Source organism: Microbacterium sp. NPDC087591 (genome assembly GCF_044743625.1).
Taxonomy (GTDB): Bacteria; Actinomycetota; Actinomycetes; order Actinomycetales; family Microbacteriaceae; genus Microbacterium.
The window spans coordinates 69,115-87,951 of sequence record NZ_JBIUWU010000004.1 but is presented as its reverse complement, the minus strand read 5'-3'; the positions used below and the strand labels follow the sequence as shown (position 1 = coordinate 87,951).

The 18,837-nt window shown below is 68.2% G+C and carries 17 protein-coding genes; 1 reads left to right on the top strand and 16 read right to left on the bottom strand.

Translation table 11 applies throughout. The annotated features are described in order from the left end of the window. Positions 1–6: 6 nt before the first annotated feature. The 7 genes from ACIOVG_RS18140 to ACIOVG_RS18110 form a co-directional block, all read right to left on the bottom strand. The gene (locus ACIOVG_RS18140) at positions 7–849 is read right to left on the bottom strand and encodes a fumarylacetoacetate hydrolase family protein (protein WP_400876665.1); all 843 of its coding nucleotides are present in this window, start codon (positions 847–849) and stop codon (positions 7–9) included. 31 nt (positions 850–880) lie between these two features. Beyond that, entirely contained in the window at positions 881–1,849 is a 969-nt protein-coding gene (locus ACIOVG_RS18135) for a Gfo/Idh/MocA family protein (protein ID WP_400876662.1), read from the bottom strand. Continuing rightward, positions 1,846–2,862, bottom strand: a complete 1,017-nt coding sequence (locus tag ACIOVG_RS18130) for a Gfo/Idh/MocA family protein (protein WP_400876659.1) — start codon at positions 2,860–2,862, stop codon at positions 1,846–1,848. The genes ACIOVG_RS18135 and ACIOVG_RS18130 overlap by 4 nt, the downstream gene beginning before the upstream one ends. After that, positions 2,852–4,393 carry an amidohydrolase family protein gene (locus tag ACIOVG_RS18125; RefSeq protein ID WP_400876656.1) on the bottom strand — a complete coding sequence of 514 codons (1,542 nt, stop codon included), beginning with the start codon at positions 4,391–4,393 and terminating at the stop codon, positions 2,852–2,854. The genes ACIOVG_RS18130 and ACIOVG_RS18125 overlap by 11 nt, the downstream gene beginning before the upstream one ends. Before the next feature lie 84 nt (positions 4,394–4,477). Then, a complete protein-coding gene (locus ACIOVG_RS18120) occupies positions 4,478–5,188 on the bottom strand; it encodes an SDR family NAD(P)-dependent oxidoreductase (protein ID WP_400876653.1) in 711 nt (236 codons plus the stop codon). Further along, positions 5,185–6,045: a fumarylacetoacetate hydrolase family protein gene (locus ACIOVG_RS18115; protein ID WP_400876650.1), complete on the bottom strand. Its 861-nt coding sequence runs from the start codon at positions 6,043–6,045 to the stop codon at positions 5,185–5,187. Before ACIOVG_RS18115 ends, ACIOVG_RS18120 begins: the two co-directional genes overlap by 4 nt. Before the next feature lie 160 nt (positions 6,046–6,205). Next, positions 6,206–8,425, bottom strand: coding sequence for a sialidase family protein (locus ACIOVG_RS18110; RefSeq protein WP_400876647.1), 2,220 nt, complete (start codon positions 8,423–8,425; stop codon positions 6,206–6,208). A gap of 282 nt (positions 8,426–8,707) precedes the next feature. Between ACIOVG_RS18110 and ACIOVG_RS18105 the strand changes: the two genes are divergently transcribed. After that, positions 8,708–9,313, top strand: coding sequence for an HAD family hydrolase (locus ACIOVG_RS18105; protein WP_400876644.1), 606 nt, complete (start codon positions 8,708–8,710; stop codon positions 9,311–9,313). A gap of 18 nt (positions 9,314–9,331) precedes the next feature. Here ACIOVG_RS18105 and ACIOVG_RS18100 read toward each other — a convergent pair whose 3' ends face one another. The 9 genes from ACIOVG_RS18100 to ACIOVG_RS18060 form a co-directional block, all read right to left on the bottom strand. Continuing rightward, complete coding sequence (locus ACIOVG_RS18100; RefSeq protein ID WP_400876641.1) at positions 9,332–10,087, bottom strand: PIG-L deacetylase family protein; 756 nt, start codon at positions 10,085–10,087, stop codon at positions 9,332–9,334. Positions 10,088–10,130: 43 nt separating this feature from the next. Further along, a complete protein-coding gene (locus ACIOVG_RS18095; RefSeq protein WP_400876638.1) occupies positions 10,131–10,967 on the bottom strand; it encodes a carbohydrate ABC transporter permease in 837 nt (278 codons plus the stop codon). After that, positions 10,957–11,865 carry a carbohydrate ABC transporter permease gene (locus tag ACIOVG_RS18090; RefSeq protein WP_400876634.1) on the bottom strand — a complete coding sequence of 303 codons (909 nt, stop codon included), beginning with the start codon at positions 11,863–11,865 and terminating at the stop codon, positions 10,957–10,959. The genes ACIOVG_RS18095 and ACIOVG_RS18090 overlap by 11 nt, the downstream gene beginning before the upstream one ends. 52 nt (positions 11,866–11,917) lie before the next feature. Then, positions 11,918–13,216, bottom strand: coding sequence for an extracellular solute-binding protein (locus tag ACIOVG_RS18085; protein ID WP_400876631.1), 1,299 nt, complete (start codon positions 13,214–13,216; stop codon positions 11,918–11,920). A 165-nt stretch (positions 13,217–13,381) separates the two neighbouring features. Then, the gene (locus ACIOVG_RS18080) at positions 13,382–14,167 is read right to left on the bottom strand and encodes an SDR family NAD(P)-dependent oxidoreductase (RefSeq protein ID WP_400876628.1); all 786 of its coding nucleotides are present in this window, start codon (positions 14,165–14,167) and stop codon (positions 13,382–13,384) included. After that, positions 14,164–14,838 carry a GntR family transcriptional regulator gene (locus tag ACIOVG_RS18075; RefSeq protein WP_400876625.1) on the bottom strand — a complete coding sequence of 225 codons (675 nt, stop codon included), beginning with the start codon at positions 14,836–14,838 and terminating at the stop codon, positions 14,164–14,166. Before ACIOVG_RS18075 ends, ACIOVG_RS18080 begins: the two co-directional genes overlap by 4 nt. Before the next feature lie 4 nt (positions 14,839–14,842). Next, positions 14,843–15,736 carry a hypothetical protein gene (locus tag ACIOVG_RS18070; RefSeq protein WP_400876622.1) on the bottom strand — a complete coding sequence of 298 codons (894 nt, stop codon included), beginning with the start codon at positions 15,734–15,736 and terminating at the stop codon, positions 14,843–14,845. Next, on the bottom strand, positions 15,733–17,250 hold the full coding sequence (locus tag ACIOVG_RS18065) for a sugar porter family MFS transporter (protein WP_400876619.1): 1,518 nt from the start codon (positions 17,248–17,250) through the stop codon (positions 15,733–15,735). Before ACIOVG_RS18065 ends, ACIOVG_RS18070 begins: the two co-directional genes overlap by 4 nt. Continuing rightward, positions 17,240–18,835 (bottom strand): amidohydrolase family protein, encoded by a 1,596-nt coding sequence (locus ACIOVG_RS18060; RefSeq protein ID WP_400876616.1) that lies wholly within the window; start codon positions 18,833–18,835, stop codon positions 17,240–17,242. The genes ACIOVG_RS18065 and ACIOVG_RS18060 overlap by 11 nt, the downstream gene beginning before the upstream one ends. Between the last annotated feature and the right edge of the window lie 2 nt (positions 18,836–18,837).

Sequence of the window (18,837 nt, the reverse complement as noted above, 5' to 3'; positions counted from 1 at the left end):
GGGCGGTCAGCCTGCGATGACGGGTGTGCGCAACGGGCCCAGACCGGCTACCTCTGCGACCATCACGTCGCCTGCCGCGAGGAACTCGCCCGTCGCGGCACCGACGCCGGCCGGCGTGCCCGTCAGCAGCAGGTCGCCGGGTCGCAACGTCATCAGTCGCGACGCAAATGACACGAGCTCTGCAACCGAGAAGATCATCGCGGCGGTCGATGAGTGCTGTCGGATCACTCCGTTGACCTCGAGCGTGAGGTCGAGATCCTGCGGATCCGGTACCTCGTCCGACGAGACGAGCCAGGGTCCGATCGGAGCTGATGCGTCCAGCCACTTACCCGCGAGCCAGTCGAAGAAGACCGTCCATTGCTGACCGTCCCGCTCGACCCCGAAATCGAAGGAACGCGCTGAGATGTCGTTGGAGGTGACGTACCCGAAGACATGCGCCAGGGCTTCGCTCTCCGACACATCCCTGGCCTCGGTTCCGATCACGACTCCGAGTTCGGCCTCCCAATCGAGGGATGCGGTGATACCGGGCAGCGGCACCGGGTCGCCGGGGCCCGCCAGAGTCGTGTCCGGCTTGAGGAACAGGCGCGGGGTGCTGAAGGCCTTGACCCGGTCCTCGGCCCCTCCTTCTCTGACGTGCTCCTGGTAGTTCGCGGCGACGCCGATGATCTTCCCCGGCCTGGTCAGGGGAGCCCGCAGCCGCACGTCCGCGACCGGGACGCGACCGAGGGGTCGGTCTCCGGGGGCGCCCGCGGCGAGATCGAGGTACCCGCGACCGAGGACGACGATCTCCGTGCCGTCCAGGTGTCCGTGGTGCTGTTCCCCGTCGTGATCGAAGCTGACGTACTTCACAGTTCTGTTCCTCGCATTCTCTCGGTCTCCGTCACCACTGCGCTCCGACCACTTCGCCGCTCACCGCGCACTCCGACGCGACGTCGAGGAAGCGAGAGAGCCCCGCGAGGTCCTGAAGACTCACCTCGAGCTCTGCACGGGCGTCCGTGTCTGTGAGACCCGCGACGAGCATGTCGACCGAGCCGGGACCGTACGGTCGGTCCGTGGTGCCCCGTCCGCTGCGCACCCGCACATGAGGTGCGGTGAGGTCGACCAGCAGGGAGCCGTGTGAGCCGAGGATGCGCACGCGGCTGGACAGCACCTCGGGGGCACCATCAGCCGTTCGCGTCACATGGATTCCCACGACGACATCACGCTCGCTCTGCGCCAGCAGCGTCCAGCTCTGCTCGTCGCCCTGCGTGTTGTGGGACGCGTCCGCGCTCACCCGCAGTTCGGCGGCCCCCACCAGGCGCCGCACGAGATCGGTCGGATACACGACCAGGTTGCGCAGTTCGCCGCCGGCGGCGGGGCCATCCCCACGCGCGACGACGAGCTCCGCGTGTACGGCGCGCAGCAGACCGATCTCTCCTGCGCGCACCGCGCGCAGCGCGCGAAGGAACGAGGGGTGAGCGGCGAAGTGATGCCCCGCCAGCAGAGTCATGCCGGGCAGAGAGAGCGCGAGCGCATCGAGCGCGTCGGTGGCGTCGAGCGTCGGTTTGTCCAGCAGCACCGGTACGCCCGCGTCCCGCGCCGCCCGCAGCACGATCTCGCGCCGCGCGCCGCGCTGACAGCAGATGATGCCGTCCACGCCCCGCAGGTCCGGGAGAGGATCCCGGACGAGCGCGATCCCCTCAGCCGCAGAGAGCCGCTCGACACGGTCGACCTCCGCCGGCTCGGCGGCAGGATGGGCCCAGATCGAGACGACATCTGCCCCGGTGCGCCGTACAGCGGGAAGCCACATGTCGCGCTGGTGGTCCTGGCTGGGCAGCCCGTCGCTGCCGGCCAACAGGAGACGAGTCATCGCAGAGCTCCGATCGTGATGGAGCAACCTGTGGCGAGAGACTCCTCTGCGGCCTCTGCCCAACGGATCACCTCGAGGCTGTCACGCGCCGGCGGAAAGGCCCGGCTCGCGTCCGCGATCGTGTCGATGAACCTCTCGATCTGCCCGGAGAAGGAACGTGCGACTGCGCCACCCGGCGACCACGCGCCCTGTGCCCGATCGGTCCATGCAAGAAGGCCCTCCGCATCCCAGCGGCGTTCGACCGTTCCTGCAGATCCGACCACGCGCATCTCGGTGAACGAGGAGTCGCGGGGGATCTCCGCGCGACTGATCTCGCACCGCGCGACGGCACCGTTCGCGAAGCGGAGGTCGATGACGAGGTAGTCGTGGATGGCCAGCGCGGCGCTCGTGACCTTCTGGCCGACAGCACGGACTGCGATGGGGCGGTCGTTCATCCACCACGCCGCGAGATCCATCAGATGCACGCCGTTGTGGAGCGCGTGGCCACCGGACTGCGCCCTGTCGAGCACCCAGGAAGACCACCCGCCCCAGAGCCAGCCCCCGTTCATCACGATGTGGATGTAGCGGACGTCGCCTATCTCCTCCCCGTGCACCAGCTCAGCGATCGCGCGCGCCTGATCGCTGTGTCGATGGGTGTGTCCGACCACGAGCACATGGCCGAGATCCTCGGCCCGACGCACGAGCATCTCGGCATCCGCCGACGTCAGGGCGAGCGGCTTCTCGAGGAGCAGGTGCTTGCCCGCCTCGATGATCGCCCGGCCCAGCGGGACGTGCGTGCGATTGGGCGTGCACAGGATGACCGCATCGATATCCCCATCGGTCAGCACCGCCGAGAACTCCGTCTCCGGGCGAGCGCCGTGCGCGGCCGCCAGTTGCGCGGCTGCCCGTGCGTTCGTGTCGCATACGCTCACCAGGCGCCCCCGCGTCGAGCGGGCGAGCGCATCGGCATGCGAAAGCGCGATGCCTCCCGCTCCGACGATCGCGAATCCCGTCTGCTGCTGTTCACCGCCCACCGGCCGACCTCCTCCTGATCATGCGGCCCGGCCGGGCCGCGGTCTGCACCGCGTGCTCGATTACCGGCTGACCGCCCACGACGACATGAGCGATCCCCGTCGCCGGCGCCGCTGGAGCGGCATCCGTCGCATGGTCACGCAGCGCGGCCTCGTCGAAGACGACGAGGTCTGCCCGAGCGCCCTCCTCGATCACAGCCCGCGAACCCACCCGCATCGCGGGGTCGTGTGTGCATCGACGCAGCGCCTGTGCCGGAGTCAGACCGACCGTGCGCATCAGGCGATATGCGCGCGGGAACGTGCCCCATGAACGCGGGTGCGCCGCGCTCTCGGTGTGCGTGGAGGCGAGCGCCGCTCCATCGGATGCGATCGAGATCCACGGGGTGCGCATCGCCGTCTCGAGGTTCGCTTCGGTCGAGCCCACGACGGCGACGTCGACCGCGCCGTCGTTCTCCTTGAGGAGTCCGGCCAGCCAGCTCCACGGATCGCCGGGATCGGGCCGACGCCCGACCGCTTCCGGCGTCGCCCGCGCCTTCATCACCGTGATGGCGTCCGGAGCGAACCCGGAGCGCTCCAGCCCTTCGGCGATCTTCGCCACCGGCAGAACTGCGCATGCACGTTCCCCCGCTGCGCGCATCGCGGAAGGGAGCAGCTGCACGAGGGTGGTGTGGCCGGAGAGGTACGGGTATGCATCGGCCGCCACATCGAGACTGCGCCGCGCCGTCTCGATGCGCGCGAGAACGTCGTCGTAGCGTCCGACATCATCGCCGATCATGCGCAGATGCGACAGCTGCAGACGTACCCCGGTGGATTCGGCGAGACCGAGCGCCTCATCGACCGCGTCGAAGACCCCACCCTCGGAGTAGGACCGCAAATGCACCGCGAGGAGGGCGTCCGCTGTCCGCACAGCCTCCGCGACCGCGCGGAGCTCCTCGGGATCGGCTGCCTGGCCGGGTGCGTACATGAGGCCGAGGCTGACGCCCAGGCATCCCGCGTCGAGTGCACGACGGACCGCTCCGATCAGATCGCGACGATCCACGCTCGTCGCTGAGGCATCGTGCGCGACCGCGGCACGAAGCGTCCCGTGCCCGATCAGAGCCCCGACGTGCGTGGCTCCCGGACTCCGCTCGAGGGTGTCGAGCCACGAGCGCGCGTCCGTCCACTCCCACCGGCCCGCATCGACGACGTCGACGGGGCCGATGACCTCGCGCGTGCGCTCGGCCGTGCCGACCAACGGCGCCGGAGTCATGCCGCAGTTCCCGACGATCTCTGTCGTGATCCCCTGCGTGATCCGGCTCTCCTGCCCCTCGTAGACGAGTCGGCTCAGGTCGGAGTGCGTGTGGATGTCGACGAATCCCGGGGACACCAGCAGGCCGGTGCAGTCGAGCGTCCTCCGTGCCTGCAGCGGCGATCCCGGCGGGAGGATCGCGCCGATCCGTCCCCCGACGAGCGCGATGTCGGCGGCGCGCAGACCGCCGTCGACGACGTCGACGAGCGTCCCTCCCTGCAGGAGGAGTTCGGCTTCACTGCTCACATGTACTCCCTGGAATCTCGAGTGGTGCGATTCGACCATCGGCATTCGGCGCGGACAACTCAGGTTCGGCAGTGCCGAACCCGCTCAATAGGTGGCCCGTCCCCCGCTGATGTCGTAGACCGCACCGGTCGAGAAGCTCACCGCGTCGGAGGCCAGCCAGGACACCAGCTCCGCGACCTCCTCGGGCCGGCCGACGCGTCGCATCGGGATGAGACTGGTGATGTGCGCGAGCACATCCGGTTCCGTGGTCGCGTTCATCGGCGTCGCGATCACCGCGGGGGCGATCGCGTTCACGAGCACACCGGTCGTCGCCAGTTCTTTCCCCGCTGCCTTGGTGAGAGCGATGACCGCGGCCTTGGATGCCGAGTAGACCGACAACTGAGGGTTGCCGTCCTTGCCCGCCATGCTCGCGAGGTTGATCACCCGTCCCCAGGCGCGTTCCACCATGCCGGGGATGCACGCCCGCATCATCAGGACCGTGCCGATGACGTTCACGTCGAGCACAGCCCGCCACTGATCGGGCGTGGTCTGCACGAGCGGGAGGTTGGGACCGACGACACCGGCCGAGTTGACGAGCACATCGACCGGGGGCAGGTGCTCCAAGGCGGCCGCCACAGCCTGGCCATCGGTGATGTCGAGGTGGACGTCGCAGGGTCCGATCACATCTACCGTCGTCACCCGCATCCCGGCTGCGCGGAGGCGTGCCGCGGATGCGGCGCCCAGCCCGCTCGCGCCTCCGGTCACGATCGCATGTCGTCTGGTCGCCCCGCCCCGCACGCTTCCCTCGGCGTTCATCGGGGTCCCACGACGTTCTGGCGCTGTGCGCCCAGGCCGTCGATACCGAGTTCGATCACGTCGCCGGGCCGGAGCCACACCGCGGGCACATGCCCCATGCCCACTCCAGGCGGTGTTCCGGTGTTGATGAGGTCGCCGGGTTCCAGCACCATGAACTGGCTGATGTATCGCACCAGCTCGTCCGGCGGGAAGATCATCGTGGACGTCATGCCGGTCTGCCGGCGCACACCGTTGACGTCGAGCCACATGCGCAGGGCTCGCACATCGCTGAGCTCATCCGGCGTGGCCAACCAGGGCCCCGCCGGATTGAAGGTCTCGGCAGACTTGCCCTTGAGCCATTGTCCCGATCGCTCGAGCTGGAACGCACGCTCGCTCACGTCGTTGACGAGCACATATCCGGCGATATGCTCCCTTGCCTGCTCCGACGACTCGATGTAGCTGGCACGTCGTCCTATCACGATGCCGAGTTCGACCTCCCAGTCGGTCTTGGTGCCTCCTCGAGGTATTCGGACGTCGTCGTACGGCCCGATGAGGGTGTTCGGCGATTTGGTGAAGAGGATCGGTTCCTCCGGTATCGCCATCCCGCTCTCCGCTGCGTGGTCGGCGTAGTTCAAGCCGACGCAGACGATCTGGTGCGGCCGGGCGATCGGCGCACCGATCCGCTGCTCACCCAGCGGCGACGTGCGCCTCTCCGACACGCGCTGCTGGACTATCTGCGCGAGAGCCTCGCTTCCGCCCGACTCGAAGAACGTCGCGTCGATGTCGTCGACGAGGTCGGACACGTCGACGTACTCCTTCTCCCCCACGAGCACAGCAGGGCGCTCCGCGCCCGGGACGCCGATTCGAGCGATCCTCATCTTCTTCCTTTCCTCAGGGGCACCATCAGGCTTCACATACGCTCTGATCGAGTGCGTCGACGAATATGTACGTCACCGATCCTGTGCGGAGGGAGCGAAGGGGCCGAATGCTGTTCGCACCCGCCGAATCCGCGCCTCTCCGCCCGGGGACATCGACCGGTCAGGGCGTGATCGCGACCGACACGATCCCCGTCGTGTTCCTCGCGGTGTCGTACACGCGATACTGCACAGTCGTTCCGACCGGAACGTCGACGGAGACGCTGCTCACGCCCAGCGGCGTCGGCAACGTCGTCGTGACCCAGCTCGACGCGCCGGAGAGCAGATAGCCGATCGTCTTGACCCCCGAGAGCGCATCGGAACCCGTGATCGTGAGGCGTCGAGTCGCAGGATCGCCGGTCGCTGCCAGGGCGGCGCTCGCCGTGGGCGCAGTGCGGTCGACGTTGACGCTGACCATCCGGACAGTGGAGGTGTTGAGCGCATCGTCCCTCGTCCGGTAGACGAAGGAGTTGAGCCCTTCGGCATACCCCGACGTGTCGACGGCGACAGAGGTCGTGCCGGGCTGCCAGCCGCTCCCCGTATCCACTTCGACAGTCGGCGCGGAATCGTGACGATCGTGCGCCGTCAGGACGATCTGCGCGGGAACGGAGGAGAACCAGCCGGATGCGGGCTCCACCGGGCTGAGTTGGACGTACGGCGCGACGGTGTCCTGTCCCGGTGCTCTGCGATCGAAACCCGTCGCAGGAGCGCGCAACGCGACGCCAGCCAGCCCTGCCCATCCCTCGCTCGCGGTGATGGTCACGCGGATCCCTGTCGCGTTCAGGTCGTGTCCGACGCCGAACCAGTCCAGCGCGTCCACCCTGGCCTCCTGGTAGTCGCGCACCTGCGTCCACACCTGCGCACTGCCGGCCCCCGTCGCCACCTCGACCACCGCGGACTCGCGATATCCGGGTTTCAACGCGACTCCGATCTCACCGACCCTCAGCGGCTCCGAGAAATCGGCCTGCCATACGTGCGGGGTGCCGTGCGTGTTCACGCTGGTGTTCGCGACGGCCATCGTGCCGTAGTCCACGACGCCGTCCACCGGCCCGGACGGCGAGAACCCTGCGGCGGTGTGATTCATCGTCGTGGTGATCGTGGCGTCACCGTCCGCGACGAGCGCGCCCAACGGAATGCCCTCGGCGTCCAGATCGAGGAAGGTCCCCCCGATCGTGCCGGCCATCCGGTCGTAGTAGACAGTCAGCACGCCACCATCGGCCAACTGCACGGATCCCGAGTACGCCTGATCGCCGAAATCGCGAGGACCGCGGTAGATGAGCGTCTGCTCGGCACCAGCCCACCCGTGCGCGGGGTCGTAGATCAATCCCGCCGTGGGACGCCCCTGCCCCCAGGCTCGTGATCGGTCGCCCCAGGTGAGGAGCACATTGCCGTCGCGCAGACGGAGCAGGTGCGGAGCGTCGCCCTTCAGCCCGGGGATGTCCACCGGTGACGTCCAGGTGTCGCCGTAGTCCGACGAATAGCTCACCCTCATGACGGCGTCCTGAGGGTTGTAGGACGTACGGGCCACCATCATGATCTCCCCGGCGCCGAGATCTACCAGCGCAGGTTCGACGTACCACGTCGCCGGGGTGGTGGTGCCCGGCACGTAGTAGTCGGGACCTGACCACATCACAGTCCGCTCGTCGGCGATATCCCAGGACGCGCCGCCGTCGAAGCTGCGGAGCACGTGCGCCGCGGGGGCGCCCTCGCGGCCACGGCGATCACGCATCGCCGTGAAGGGCAGCAGCAGGTCTCCGTTGTCCAGTTCGATGAGTTCGCCGTTCCCTGCCGCGTATCCGTAAGGACTGGTGTAAGCCACGGTGGCGGGGACGAGTGGGGAGGACCAGGTCGCGCCGTCATCCGTGCTGCGGATGAGGTTGATCGTGCGGTTGTTCGGGCGGTGCGGATTGTTGAAGTCGTAGTACCAGAGCAGGACGTCGCCGTTTCGAAGCACCGTGACGTTCGGCTCCTTCTCGTCGGGCACGCCCGGAGTGTCGACGATCGTCGTCGCCGACGACCAGGTGCGACCTTCGTCATCGGATGTCCGCATCGCGATGCGACTGTAGTTCGAATGGCTCGGGGAGTCGGAGTATGCGATCAAGAGCCGTCCGTCGGCCAGCCGCGCGACAGAGGGGAACCATCCGCAGTCCACGACTTCGTTGTCCTCTCGGCTCTTCGTCATGTCCCAGGGAAGACAGTCGGAGTTCTCCGGCGACACGATCTCGACATCCGGCTGTATCGGCAGGTCGACCTGGCTTGCGGCGACAGCCGCGGGCGCGGGCAGCAGCACCACTGCGAGCAGCGCAGCGACGACCGCGGCGACGGATCTGACGGATCTACTCATCACTGAGCCTCTCTTCTGTAATGGTCCGCGGAACTCACGGGAGACGTCGTCCCGCAGCGAAGTACCGACAGGCAAGCACCCAGCTCCGGTGCCGGCCACTCGGGTTCGCGCTGTCCGAACGGCACATCACCCGCCGACCCCTCGGTGTGCGTGGGGAGAGCCTACGAGACATACCGCAAATTGTCGACAATCGACGATAAGATGCCGGAGAAGCGCCCCGACCATGGCCGCCACCCGGGCCGGAGACGCGGCGCATCCGCCACTCCAGGATCGGACGCATGCATGCACACCTCCCCTCACCACTGGCACCACCTCGCGGAACAGGCCGCACGCGGCGCGTTCTCCGCGGTTCTCTTCGATTGCGACGGCACCCTGGTGGACTCGGAACCGTTGTGCGACCGGGCCTGGAGATCCGTCGCCGACGACCTGGGCCTCCCTCGCACTCCCGACGTCTCGGCGGTGGGCTCCAGCTTCGAGCAGAGGGTCGACGCGCTCCGCCCACAGCATCCCGGGCTGCCCCCGTCAGCGGAGCTCTACCGCACCTACTGGTCCCGGCTGAGCCGCCTCTATCGCGCAGAGCTCCAGCCGATCACGCCGGTGTACGAGGCTGCGGTGCAACTCCGACGATGCGGTGTCCCGGTGGCGGTCGTGAGCAACAGCGAACAGCTCCGGCTCGAGTTCACCATCCTGTGCGCGGCGCCGCTGCTGTCCGCCGAACCGCTGGTGGGGTGGAGGCAGGGTCGTCGCCCCAAACCCGCGCCCGATCTGTATCTCCTCGCGGCGGATCTGCTCGAGGTGGAGCCGTCGCGATGCCTTGCCGTGGAAGACAGCACGATCGGCGCGGATGCCGCCCGCGCGGCCGGCATGACGGCGACGCTCGTGCGCTGACCCCGGGCCGGGGTCGATTCACTCCGCCGCCGCACGCCAGTCGCCGGGAAGCAATTCTGCTCCGCCCGTGACCGGATAGGTGGGCACGCTCCGGAAGCCTTCGACGAAGTCCCATCGAGTTCGCCCAGCTCGTACTTCCGCCTGCTTCCTGGCTTCCGCGATGTAGTCATCACCGTACGCGCGCTGCATCCATTCCACCTGGCTCGCGTGCAACCTCAAGAGCTCTTCCTTGAGCGCCTGGTGTCGCGAGATGTCGACGAGGAACTCGGGCTCGAACGAGATCCCGCCGAGCGTGTCCATCACGAACAGATGCGGGATCCTGTCCAGTGCCGGGTACCGTGTGCGCACGTGGGGCACAGCGGCAGGGATGCGGCTGTCGATCGCGATCTGGCCCGCGATGCGGTGATCGGGGTGGTAGTCGTCGGTGGAGTGCACGAAGACCACGTCGGCTCGCGCCTGGCGATACGCGTCGATGAACGCCACTCGGCTCGTGCGGTCGTTGAAGAGCATCTCGTCCGGGAAGCCCATCCAGATCAAGTCGGCCCCCAGACGTGAGGTGGAAGCCTCGGCCTCGTCGAAACGTTGCGCGGCGATCTTCGCGGGGTCGGCGCCCCCTCCCCCGACTTCGCCGTTGGTGGCGATCGCGAAGGTCACCTTCGCTCCCGCTTCGGCATACAGCGCCATCGTCCCGCCGCAGAGGATCTCGATGTCATCCGGATGGGCCCCGATGGCGAGGACGGAGAGTGCGGACAAATCAGGGGTTCGCTTCGTCATGAGGATTCCTTCTCTCGGGAGGTGGATGCAGGCACGTCGAGCATCACTTGAGGCCACTGGAGGCGAAGCTCGCGACGATGTGACGACGCAGTGCGAGGAAGACCAGGATCACCGGGATCGCCGCGAGCATCGAGACGGCGAGCACCTGGCCGTAGTCGGTGGCGTTGGAGCCGCGGAACTGGGAGAGCCCGAGGGGCACCGTCGTCATCCCTGTGCTTCCCACCACGATGAGCGGCCAGAGGAAGTTGTTCCAGCTCGCGAGGAAGGTGAGCGCCCCCAGAGCCGCCAGCGGTCCCCGCGCCAGGGGCAGGACGATCCCCAGGAAGATCCGCAGTTCACCCGCGCCGTCGATGCGTGCGGCTTCGAACAGCGCCTGCGGCAGCCCCGAGAGGAATTGCCGCATCAGGAAGACCCCGAACGCACTGACCGCGCCGGGGATGATCAGCCCCGCGAAGCTGTCGAGCCACCCCAGCGTGCGCACCTGGATGAAGAGCGGGATCATGATGGCCTGGAACGGCATCATCATCGCCGCGAGCGTCAGAACGAACAGCACTCGTCTCCCCGGGAACGAGAAGCGCGCGAACCCGTAGCCCGCCGTCACGCTGCCCACCAGCGTGAGAGCCGTGACAGCGATCGCCACGAGGAAGCTGTTCGCGAAGTAGGTCACGAATGGGGACGACTGCCATCCCTGCACGTAGTTGTCGACGGTGAATCGAGTGGGCAGCTGGAACAGCCCCGTGCTCATCACCTCCCCGGTGGGAGTGAAGGACGACTTCACCGCCCAGATCAGCGGCGTCGCGACGAGCAGGGCCGCCCCGACGAGCAGCACATGCGGGCCGGATCGGCGCAGGATCCGGATCGAACGGGTGTCAGTCGTCATGCGAACTCCTCAGTGCGCGGAACTGGACGATGGCGAAGAGGATGGCGATGACCAGCAGTACGACGGCCATCGCCGAGGCCTTGCCGACGTTTCCGAACGAGAATCCGACCTGGTAGATGTACAGCGACAGCGTCTGCGTCGCACCGCCGGGCCCTCCCTGAGTCAGCAGGTACGGCTGGACGAACAAGGTCAGGGCCTCCGTCGTCGCGATCACCAGCACGAAGAGGAGGACGGGGCGCAGCAACGGCACGATGATGTGCACCAATCGCTGCAGGGGCCCCGCACCATCCATGCTGGCCGCTTCCAGGATCTCGGCGGGGATGTCCTGAAGACCGGCGAACACGAGGATGGTGTAGTAACCGACGTTCGTCCACACCATGAGCATGAGGATCGAGACGAGTGCCCACACCGGATCGGCGAGCCATTTGATCTGCGTCCCGAGCAGCGTGTTGATCACCCCCTGCCCCAGGTACATGGCACCCCAGATGATGGACGACACCACGCTCGGGATCACCAGAGGCAGGTAGAAGACCGCCTGATAGGCGGCCCGCCCGCGAGCGACGTTGCTCATCAGCAGAGCGAGGACCAGTGCCAGCACGGAACCGGGGAGTGCGACGCCGGCCGCGACCTGGAATGTCACGATCAGCGCCTGCCCGAAGGCCGAATCCTCGAACAGAGCCAGGTAGTTGGCCGCGCCGACGAACTTCGGGGTCCCCACGAGGAACCACTCGGTGAAGCTGAGCACGATCGCGGCGACCGACGGACCCAGCACGAACACCGTGAGCCAGATGAAGGTCGGCGCCACGAACGCGATTCCGACACGCGCTTCGCGGCGAGGGAGAGAGGCGGGGCGTTCGCGTCGATGCGGTGTCACGATCGCGGAGGTTGAGTCATCCATGGTTCTCCGTTCCCTCGGGGTGCGGTCGACGCATCGACCGCACCCCGAGGCCTCAGTTGTCGAGCAGAGGCTCGATCGCGGCGTGCGCTGCATCGAGCGCGCTCTGCGCGTCGTCGCCGTTGACGACCACTCGCTGAATGGCGCTCTCGAGGATCTGGCTGATCTCGTTGTACTGACTCAGCGGCGGGAGGAAGTTGCCGCGAGCGAACCCTTCGACGAACACGTCCCAGCTCGGAACCTCGGCGGTGGCCTCATCGGTCAGCACGTCGTTGTCTCCGAGCCAGATCCCGGCCTCCGCGAAGTAGGTGGGAGAAGCATCGGCCAGGTAACGCGCGAACTCCCACGCCTCCTTCTGGTGCGCGCTGGTCGCCGGCACGTAGAGTCCATAGCCGTACAGATCCGCGCCCACCGGCTCCCCACCGAACGTGGGGTACTGGCCGACAGTCCACGCGATGTCCGGATAGGTTCCCTCCAGCGTGGGGATGAACCAGGAGCCGCCGGTGTTGACCATCGCCGCGGTCCCGTCGCCGAAGAGGTCCTCCGCATTGGTGGATGCGGTCGGCCCGAGCGCGGGGTCGTTGATGCCGTGATCGTTCGCCAGATCTCCCCAGGTCTGCAGCGCCCTGACGGCCTCCGGCGAGTTGACGAACGATTCCGAGCCGTCGGGACCGAACAGCATTCCGCCCGCCTGCCTGGTCATGGCGTCGAGCACGAGCACATCACGCACCTGGTTGTTCAGCGACAGCGCAACCCCTTCGGCCGGACCACCCGGCGCATCCTGGACCAGCGCCCCCACGGTCGCGACGTCGGCCCACGTCTTCGGGAAGTCCTTCGCCGGATCGAGGCCGGCGTTGGCGAAGTGCTGATCGTTGACCCAGAACTGATAGGTGGAGATCTCGTGCGGGATACCGATGAACTCTCCGTCGGCGGAGAATCCGGCCCCGATCGCCTCGGTGTACTGGGCCGCGAGCTCGTCGGCGGTCATTCCGTAGGCCTCGTGGTCGACGGGGGCGAGGTAGCCCTTGCCGATCAGGCCGGCGGCATACGACTGGAAGTAGTTGACGAGGTCGGGCCCGCCGCCTGCCGCGATCGCGGCGTTGAGCTTGGCGGCCATGGTCCCGAACTCGATGGGCAGGTAGTCGATGCGCACGCCCGGATGGTCTTTCTCGTACTGAGCGATCAGCTCGCGCTCGACCGCCTGCGCGGGAGCGTTGACATGAGTCCAGTAGGTGATCGTCGTCGAGCCGTCCGCGGACGGCGACCCCTCTGCCGCACACCCGGTGACAGCCAGCGCGGCGAGTGCCGCGACGGTGATGCTTGTTCCGCGCCGACCCCAGAGTCGTCGTTCCATAGTGTTCGCGCCTTCCGCCCATTCGGTAGCTGAATGCCGGCAACCCTGCCGACGAATCGACTCTAGTCGATTGTCGACAATGATCTTCAGACCGTGATCCCTCTGTTATCGAAGGGCGTCACTCCGACCGTTCGCGGGCACCGAGCGGCGCCCTCGAACGCGAGCTCAGAACGTGTTCGCGCTCTTGGCCAGCAGGCCTCCGTCGCACACGAGATGGCTGCCGGTGACATAGGCGCTCTCGTCGCTCAGGAGCCAGAGGACTGCATCCGCGATCTCTTCCGGCCGCGCCATCCGCCCGAGGGGGATCTGACGCTGCGCCGCCTGCGCGAGCTCGGCACGACGGGCCAGCAGCGCCTCCCCCTCCAACCCGAAGTAGAGGATGTCCGTGTCGGTGGCCCCGGGCACGACCGCGTTCACGCGCACTCCGTCGGGGGCGCCGTCCAGGGCGGCTGCGCGCACGAATGCCGAGATGCCGCCTTTCGATGCACCGTATGCGGTGTTCGCGCCTCCGGCGAAGCCCACGAACGCCGACGGCGACGAGACGCACACCAGCGATCCGCCCGATCCCTGCGCGCGCCAGTGGTTCACGGCCGCCCGAGACGTGAGGAATGTTCCGCGGAGGTTCACCGCCATCACACGATCCCAGGACTCCACGGTCGCGGAGGCGAGGGACTCGCTCACCTCGATGCCCGCATTGGCCACGACGCCCGAGATGGCGGGCAGCCGATCGGCGACCGCCTCGAATGCGGCGTCCACCTCACGCTCATCGCTCACATCGCAGACGAGCGGAAGGGCCGATGCCGCGCCCGCAGCGAGGACCGCGGATGCCGCGTCGGCCAGCGCCTGCTCGTCGATGTCGAGCAGGGCGACGTGTCTTCCTCGCTTCGCCGCTCCGATGGCGATGCCTCGCCCGATCCCAGATGCGGCTCCCGTGACGACGACCGCGCTCACCGGTCGCTCTCCGGCACCGCGGCAGAGGAGAAGTGCGTGCGGATATGCTCCGTGATCGCCTGCAGGCCGTGGTCGCTGTCACCACTGCGCAGCGCACGGATGAGGTCCCGATGCTGCTCCGCCACAGCGTGCGAGTCGCCGTAGTAATTCGCGTCACGGCGGAAGTACGCACGGACGCGGGGCTGAATCGTGCGCCAGATCTGCAGGCAGTGCTGCTGGCCGGACAGGATCACGATGGCCTCATGGAACCGGATGTCGTCGTCGGCGAGACGAGCCAGATCACCCGCGGACGCAGCCGCGTCCATGCTGTCGATGATGCTCTCCAGGCCGGCGATATCGTCGTCCGTCACCACCGACATCGCCTTGTCGAACGCGAAGCGCTCGAGCGCGACGCGGATCGGCACGAGCACGTTCTCGATCTCCTCCTGCGAGACGCCGAGGACCTCGGTCCCGCGATACGGGTACGACACGACGAGCCCTTCCTGCTCGAGCTGACGAAGAGCCTCGCGGACCGGCGCGCGACTCGTGCCCAGCTGTGCCGCCAGCTCCAGCTCGGTCAGCTTCTGCCCCACTTCCAGTTCCCCGGTCGTGATGGCCTCGCGGAGGATCTCCGCGACGCGCTCACGACGCGACGCGGCAGGGACGGAGGGGAGGGAGGAGAGAGCGCTCATCATGTCATCGTACCCGCGAATCGGCGATTGTCGACAAAGTCCATTCGCATCTCAGGGAGGCACGGAAACTCTGGCCGGCGCCCAGTCGTTCCACCGCGTCTGCAGCGATCGCGTCACCCACGCTCAGGCCCGCCGCTGTCGAGGGCTCCCATGCGAGCGTGTCTGCGCGCGGGAGCTCGGCGGCCGCGTAGTTGTACCAGTACAGCCAGTGCGGAAGCGTGCCGGCCTCGTCGCTCAGAGCGATCGTGAGGCTCCGGCCGACGACGCCGGCCGCTGCGCCCGCGACACTGCGGGCGTCATGCCCTGCGGCGCGGTTCGCGTATGCGGGCACCGCCGCCACCTGCTCCCCGGCGAAGCAGGCATGACCCCCGGCGAAGAGGTCGCGCGAGAAGCACGGATGCTCTCCCCAGGTGAACGATCGCACCCCCGAGCCCGCGTTCCGCACGGTGCTCGACACCGTGAGGGCATCGGGTTCGAGCTCGACGGTCCGAGTCACCTCCGCGATGCCTCCGTCGAGGAATGGCCCCGTCGCCGTGCAGACCGCTCTCGTCGCGCTGCGCTCGACCACCGCCCACGCCACGCGGGGCGCCCAGCCATGCTGTTGCGTCGTCGCGGTGGGAACGCCCGCGCTGGGGAACATAGGGAACCAGCCGCCGATGAGGACCTCCTCGTCGAACTCGCGGGCCGACTCCTCACCGACCGCGTCCGACTGCTCGAGTGCACGCGGCCGACGCCCGTCGGTCCAGAGGATGTTGCCCTCACCGAGGTCGATCGCCTGGATCACGCAACCGTGAGCCGGCGCGATCGACACCCGAGCGCCGCCGGCGCGCAGCACGAGGACCTCCGCCGCCGGCGTCGGGATGTCTACGCGGGCCGTTCGGGACGATGACGGCGTCATCGCCCCGCCTCCTCCCCCTCACGGCCTCCCCCGCCCGCGTGCATCTCCTCGAGGGAGCGGCCGTTGGTCTCCCGGACGCAGAAGAACACGAGCAGGAACGACAATGCCGCCATCACGGCATACAGGGCGTAGCTGCCGGGAAGGGAGATGTCCCGCAGGCTCGGGAAGGAGAAGTTCAGAGCCACTCCCGCGAACCAGTTCGCCGAGGCGCATACCGACAGCGCGACTCCGCGGATGCGGTTCGGGAACATCTCACCCAGCAGCACCCACACCACCGGCCCCCAGGAGACGGCGAACGCGACGACGAAGAGGTTCGCGCCGACCAGGGTGATCGGTCCCCACGCACCATCCAACTGAGGCGACCCGTCGACCATGCGCGCCGTCGAGAAACCGATGCTCACGACGACGAGGCTGAAGAACATACCCACCGACCCCGTGAGAAGCAGAGCGCGGCGCCCGACGCGATCGATGAGCACGATGGCGACCACGGTGGCGGCCACGTTGATGAAGGAGCTGAGCACCGACAAGCCGAACGCGGCGGACTCCTCGAACCCGACCGATTCCCAGAGCGAGGTGGAGTAGTAGAAGATCACGTCGATGCCGACGAGCGCCTGCAACGCAGCCACCCCGATGCCCACCCAGACCACGGGGAGGAGGCCACGACGTCTGTCCAGCAGATCGCGGAACCGACCGGACTCCTTGTGCTGCAGGGTGTCCTCGATCCGGTCGGTAAGGATGCGTGCCTCGGCCGGATCGACGCGCTGCAGTCGGATGAGCACCCGACGGGCCGCCTCCACCCGCCCACGCGCGACCAGGTACCTCGGGGACTCCGGGACGACGAGCGCGAGCACCAGGTAGATCAGTGCGGGGATCACACCCGCGATGAACATCCAGCGCCACGCCGGGAGCCCGAGGAACAGCTCGGCATCCGCACCGCCCAGCGCCAACGCGATGCCGCTGTCGGAGAGGAGCGCCACGAAGATCCCCAGCACGATCGCCATCTGCTGCATCGAGGCCAGTCGCCCACGGGCATGTGCGGGGGCGATCTCCGAGATGTAGAGGGGACCGAGCACTGTGGCGAACCCGACCGCGACACCGGTCACGAGTCGCCACGCGGCGAGATCGAACACGCCGTGGGCCATGCCGCATCCGATCGCCGCGATGAAGAAGACGATGCCGGCGGCGAGCATCGTGCGAGGGCGCCCGATGCGGTCCGCGATCCACCCCGCGCCGAGCGCGCCCAGCGCTGCGCCGAGGAGCGTCACCGCGACCACGACGCCGAGGCCGACGGCGTCCAGGCCGAGATTGCCCTCGATCGCCGTGACCGCGCCGTTGATCACGGCGGTGTCGAAACCGAAGAGGAAGCCGCCGACCGCCGCGGCGACCGCGAAGCCGGTGACGGCCGGGGTGAGGCGTCCACTCTCCCCCAGGCTGTCCGGAGTGGCTCCGGGCCTGCGGCCGCTCCGGCGGGTCGGCGCGGGGCCGAGGGCAGGGGGTGAGGTTTCAGGTGACATCTGCTCGTTCCAATCGGTTTCCAGGTCGGTGCATGGTGCGGGCTCCGTTCGTGACCACCGGCGTGCCGTTCACCCAGACATGGCGGGCCGCCGTGGCGTAGCGCTCCGGCATGACGAAGGTGTCCGTGTCGCGCAGGAGTCGCTGATCCCAGAGCACCAGGTCGGCGAACGCCCCTTCCACGACGCGCCCCCGGTCGCGGAGGCCGAAGTGCGCCGCGACCGCCCCCGTCATCTTGTGCACGGCGCTCTCGAGCGTCAGCGTCCCCGCCCGCAGCGCATGATGGCTCAGGAAGTGCTGGTATCCGTGGAAGAACAGCGGATGCGGCGTCCGCGCGCCGAGAGTGCCGTCGCGGCGGGAGGTGAAGCCGTCGACACCGAGCAGGAACAGGTCATGGCCTACCGCCTCGGCGACATGATCGGGTGCGAACAGCGCCCCCATGAACTGCACCGCTCCCAGATCGGCGCCGGACGCCGCGATGACGTCGAAGTAGGCGTCCCACTCGTCCGTCCCATTGGCGGCGGCGATCTCCGGGAACGTCAGGCCCTCCCATTCGGGCGTGGCGGGGCTCACCGCCAGACGGACCCGATCCCACTGGCCGCTGTGCACGAATCGCCAGTAGCGATCGGAGTCCGCGCGGACGCGCTCGCGCACTTCCGGATCCCGGAGTGCGTCGGCAGCCGACTGCTCCCCGTCGGAGAGCAGCCACTCGGGCAACAGCCCGGCGGCGAGCCCGATGCCGTCCGGATAGGGGGTCATGTCCGCCAGCACGTCGACGCCGGAACGTCGCTCGCGCTCCAGCCGCGACACCGCCTCCGCCCAGGCTCCGTCCGACGCCCCCGTCCGGTGCCGAACGTTCAGATGCGACAGCTGTGCACGCAGCCCTCCGGCGTGCACGACCCGGAAGAACTCCTCGACGGCTTCGGAGAGTGCCGCGTCGCGGTTGCGGATGTGGCTGGCGTACATCGCACCGTGTCGGCCCGCCACACGCGCGAGGGCCTCCAGCTCTGCGGTCTCCGCGTTCCGACCGGCACCGTACTCGAGTCCGGAGCTGAAGCCGAGCGCTCCCGCCTCCAACGCCTCCTGCAGATGCCGCTCCATGGTGACGACCAGGTCGCCACCTTCTCGCTCGGCAGCCCGGCGCAGACCGGTGTGGCCGACGAACCACGCCAGGTTCTGCGCGGTGCCTCCGCCGTGCACGACGCTCAGCAACTCGGCGAAGGAATGCCACCGCACCTCGCCCTCGTACCCGAACGCGGCCAGCGCACGACGGGCGGTCTCCTCGTCGCCCTCCGCGATCGGCGCATACGTGACGCCGCAGTTGCCGACGATCTCGGTGGTGACTCCTTGATGCACCGTGCTGAGCGCGTCGCGGTTCCCGAGGATCGACCAGTCGCTGTGGCTGTGGGGATCGATGAGGCCAGGGGTGAGCAGGAGTCCCGCGGCATCGATCTCCTGGGCGGCTCGTGCGCCCTGGTCACGACCGACGAACGTGATGCGCTCACGGGTGATCCCGATGTCCGCCAGGAAGGGAGGGGCGCCGGAACCGTCGATCACGCTCGCGCCGCGGATGAGCACGTCGATCACGA

Excerpts from the sequence above, each read along its gene's own strand:
- ACIOVG_RS18135 (WP_400876662.1), bottom strand. The coding sequence starts at position 1,849 with ATGACTCGTCTCCTGTTGGCCGGCAGCGACGGGCTGCCCAGCCAGGAC.
- ACIOVG_RS18120 (WP_400876653.1), bottom strand. The coding sequence starts at position 5,188 with ATGAACGCCGAGGGAAGCGTGCGGGGCGGGGCGACCAGACGACATGCG.
- ACIOVG_RS18115 (WP_400876650.1), bottom strand. The coding sequence starts at position 6,045 with ATGAGGATCGCTCGAATCGGCGTCCCGGGCGCGGAGCGCCCTGCTGTG.
- ACIOVG_RS18110 (WP_400876647.1), bottom strand. The coding sequence starts at position 8,425 with ATGAGTAGATCCGTCAGATCCGTCGCCGCGGTCGTCGCTGCGCTGCTC.
- ACIOVG_RS18105 (WP_400876644.1), top strand. The coding sequence starts at position 8,708 with ATGCACACCTCCCCTCACCACTGGCACCACCTCGCGGAACAGGCCGCA.
- ACIOVG_RS18100 (WP_400876641.1), bottom strand. The coding sequence starts at position 10,087 with ATGACGAAGCGAACCCCTGATTTGTCCGCACTCTCCGTCCTCGCCATC.
- ACIOVG_RS18095 (WP_400876638.1), bottom strand. The coding sequence starts at position 10,967 with ATGACGACTGACACCCGTTCGATCCGGATCCTGCGCCGATCCGGCCCG.
- ACIOVG_RS18090 (WP_400876634.1), bottom strand. The coding sequence starts at position 11,865 with ATGGATGACTCAACCTCCGCGATCGTGACACCGCATCGACGCGAACGC.
- ACIOVG_RS18085 (WP_400876631.1), bottom strand. The coding sequence starts at position 13,216 with ATGGAACGACGACTCTGGGGTCGGCGCGGAACAAGCATCACCGTCGCG.
- ACIOVG_RS18075 (WP_400876625.1), bottom strand. The coding sequence starts at position 14,838 with ATGAGCGCTCTCTCCTCCCTCCCCTCCGTCCCTGCCGCGTCGCGTCGT.
- ACIOVG_RS18070 (WP_400876622.1), bottom strand. The coding sequence starts at position 15,736 with ATGACGCCGTCATCGTCCCGAACGGCCCGCGTAGACATCCCGACGCCG.
- ACIOVG_RS18065 (WP_400876619.1), bottom strand. The coding sequence starts at position 17,250 with ATGTCACCTGAAACCTCACCCCCTGCCCTCGGCCCCGCGCCGACCCGC.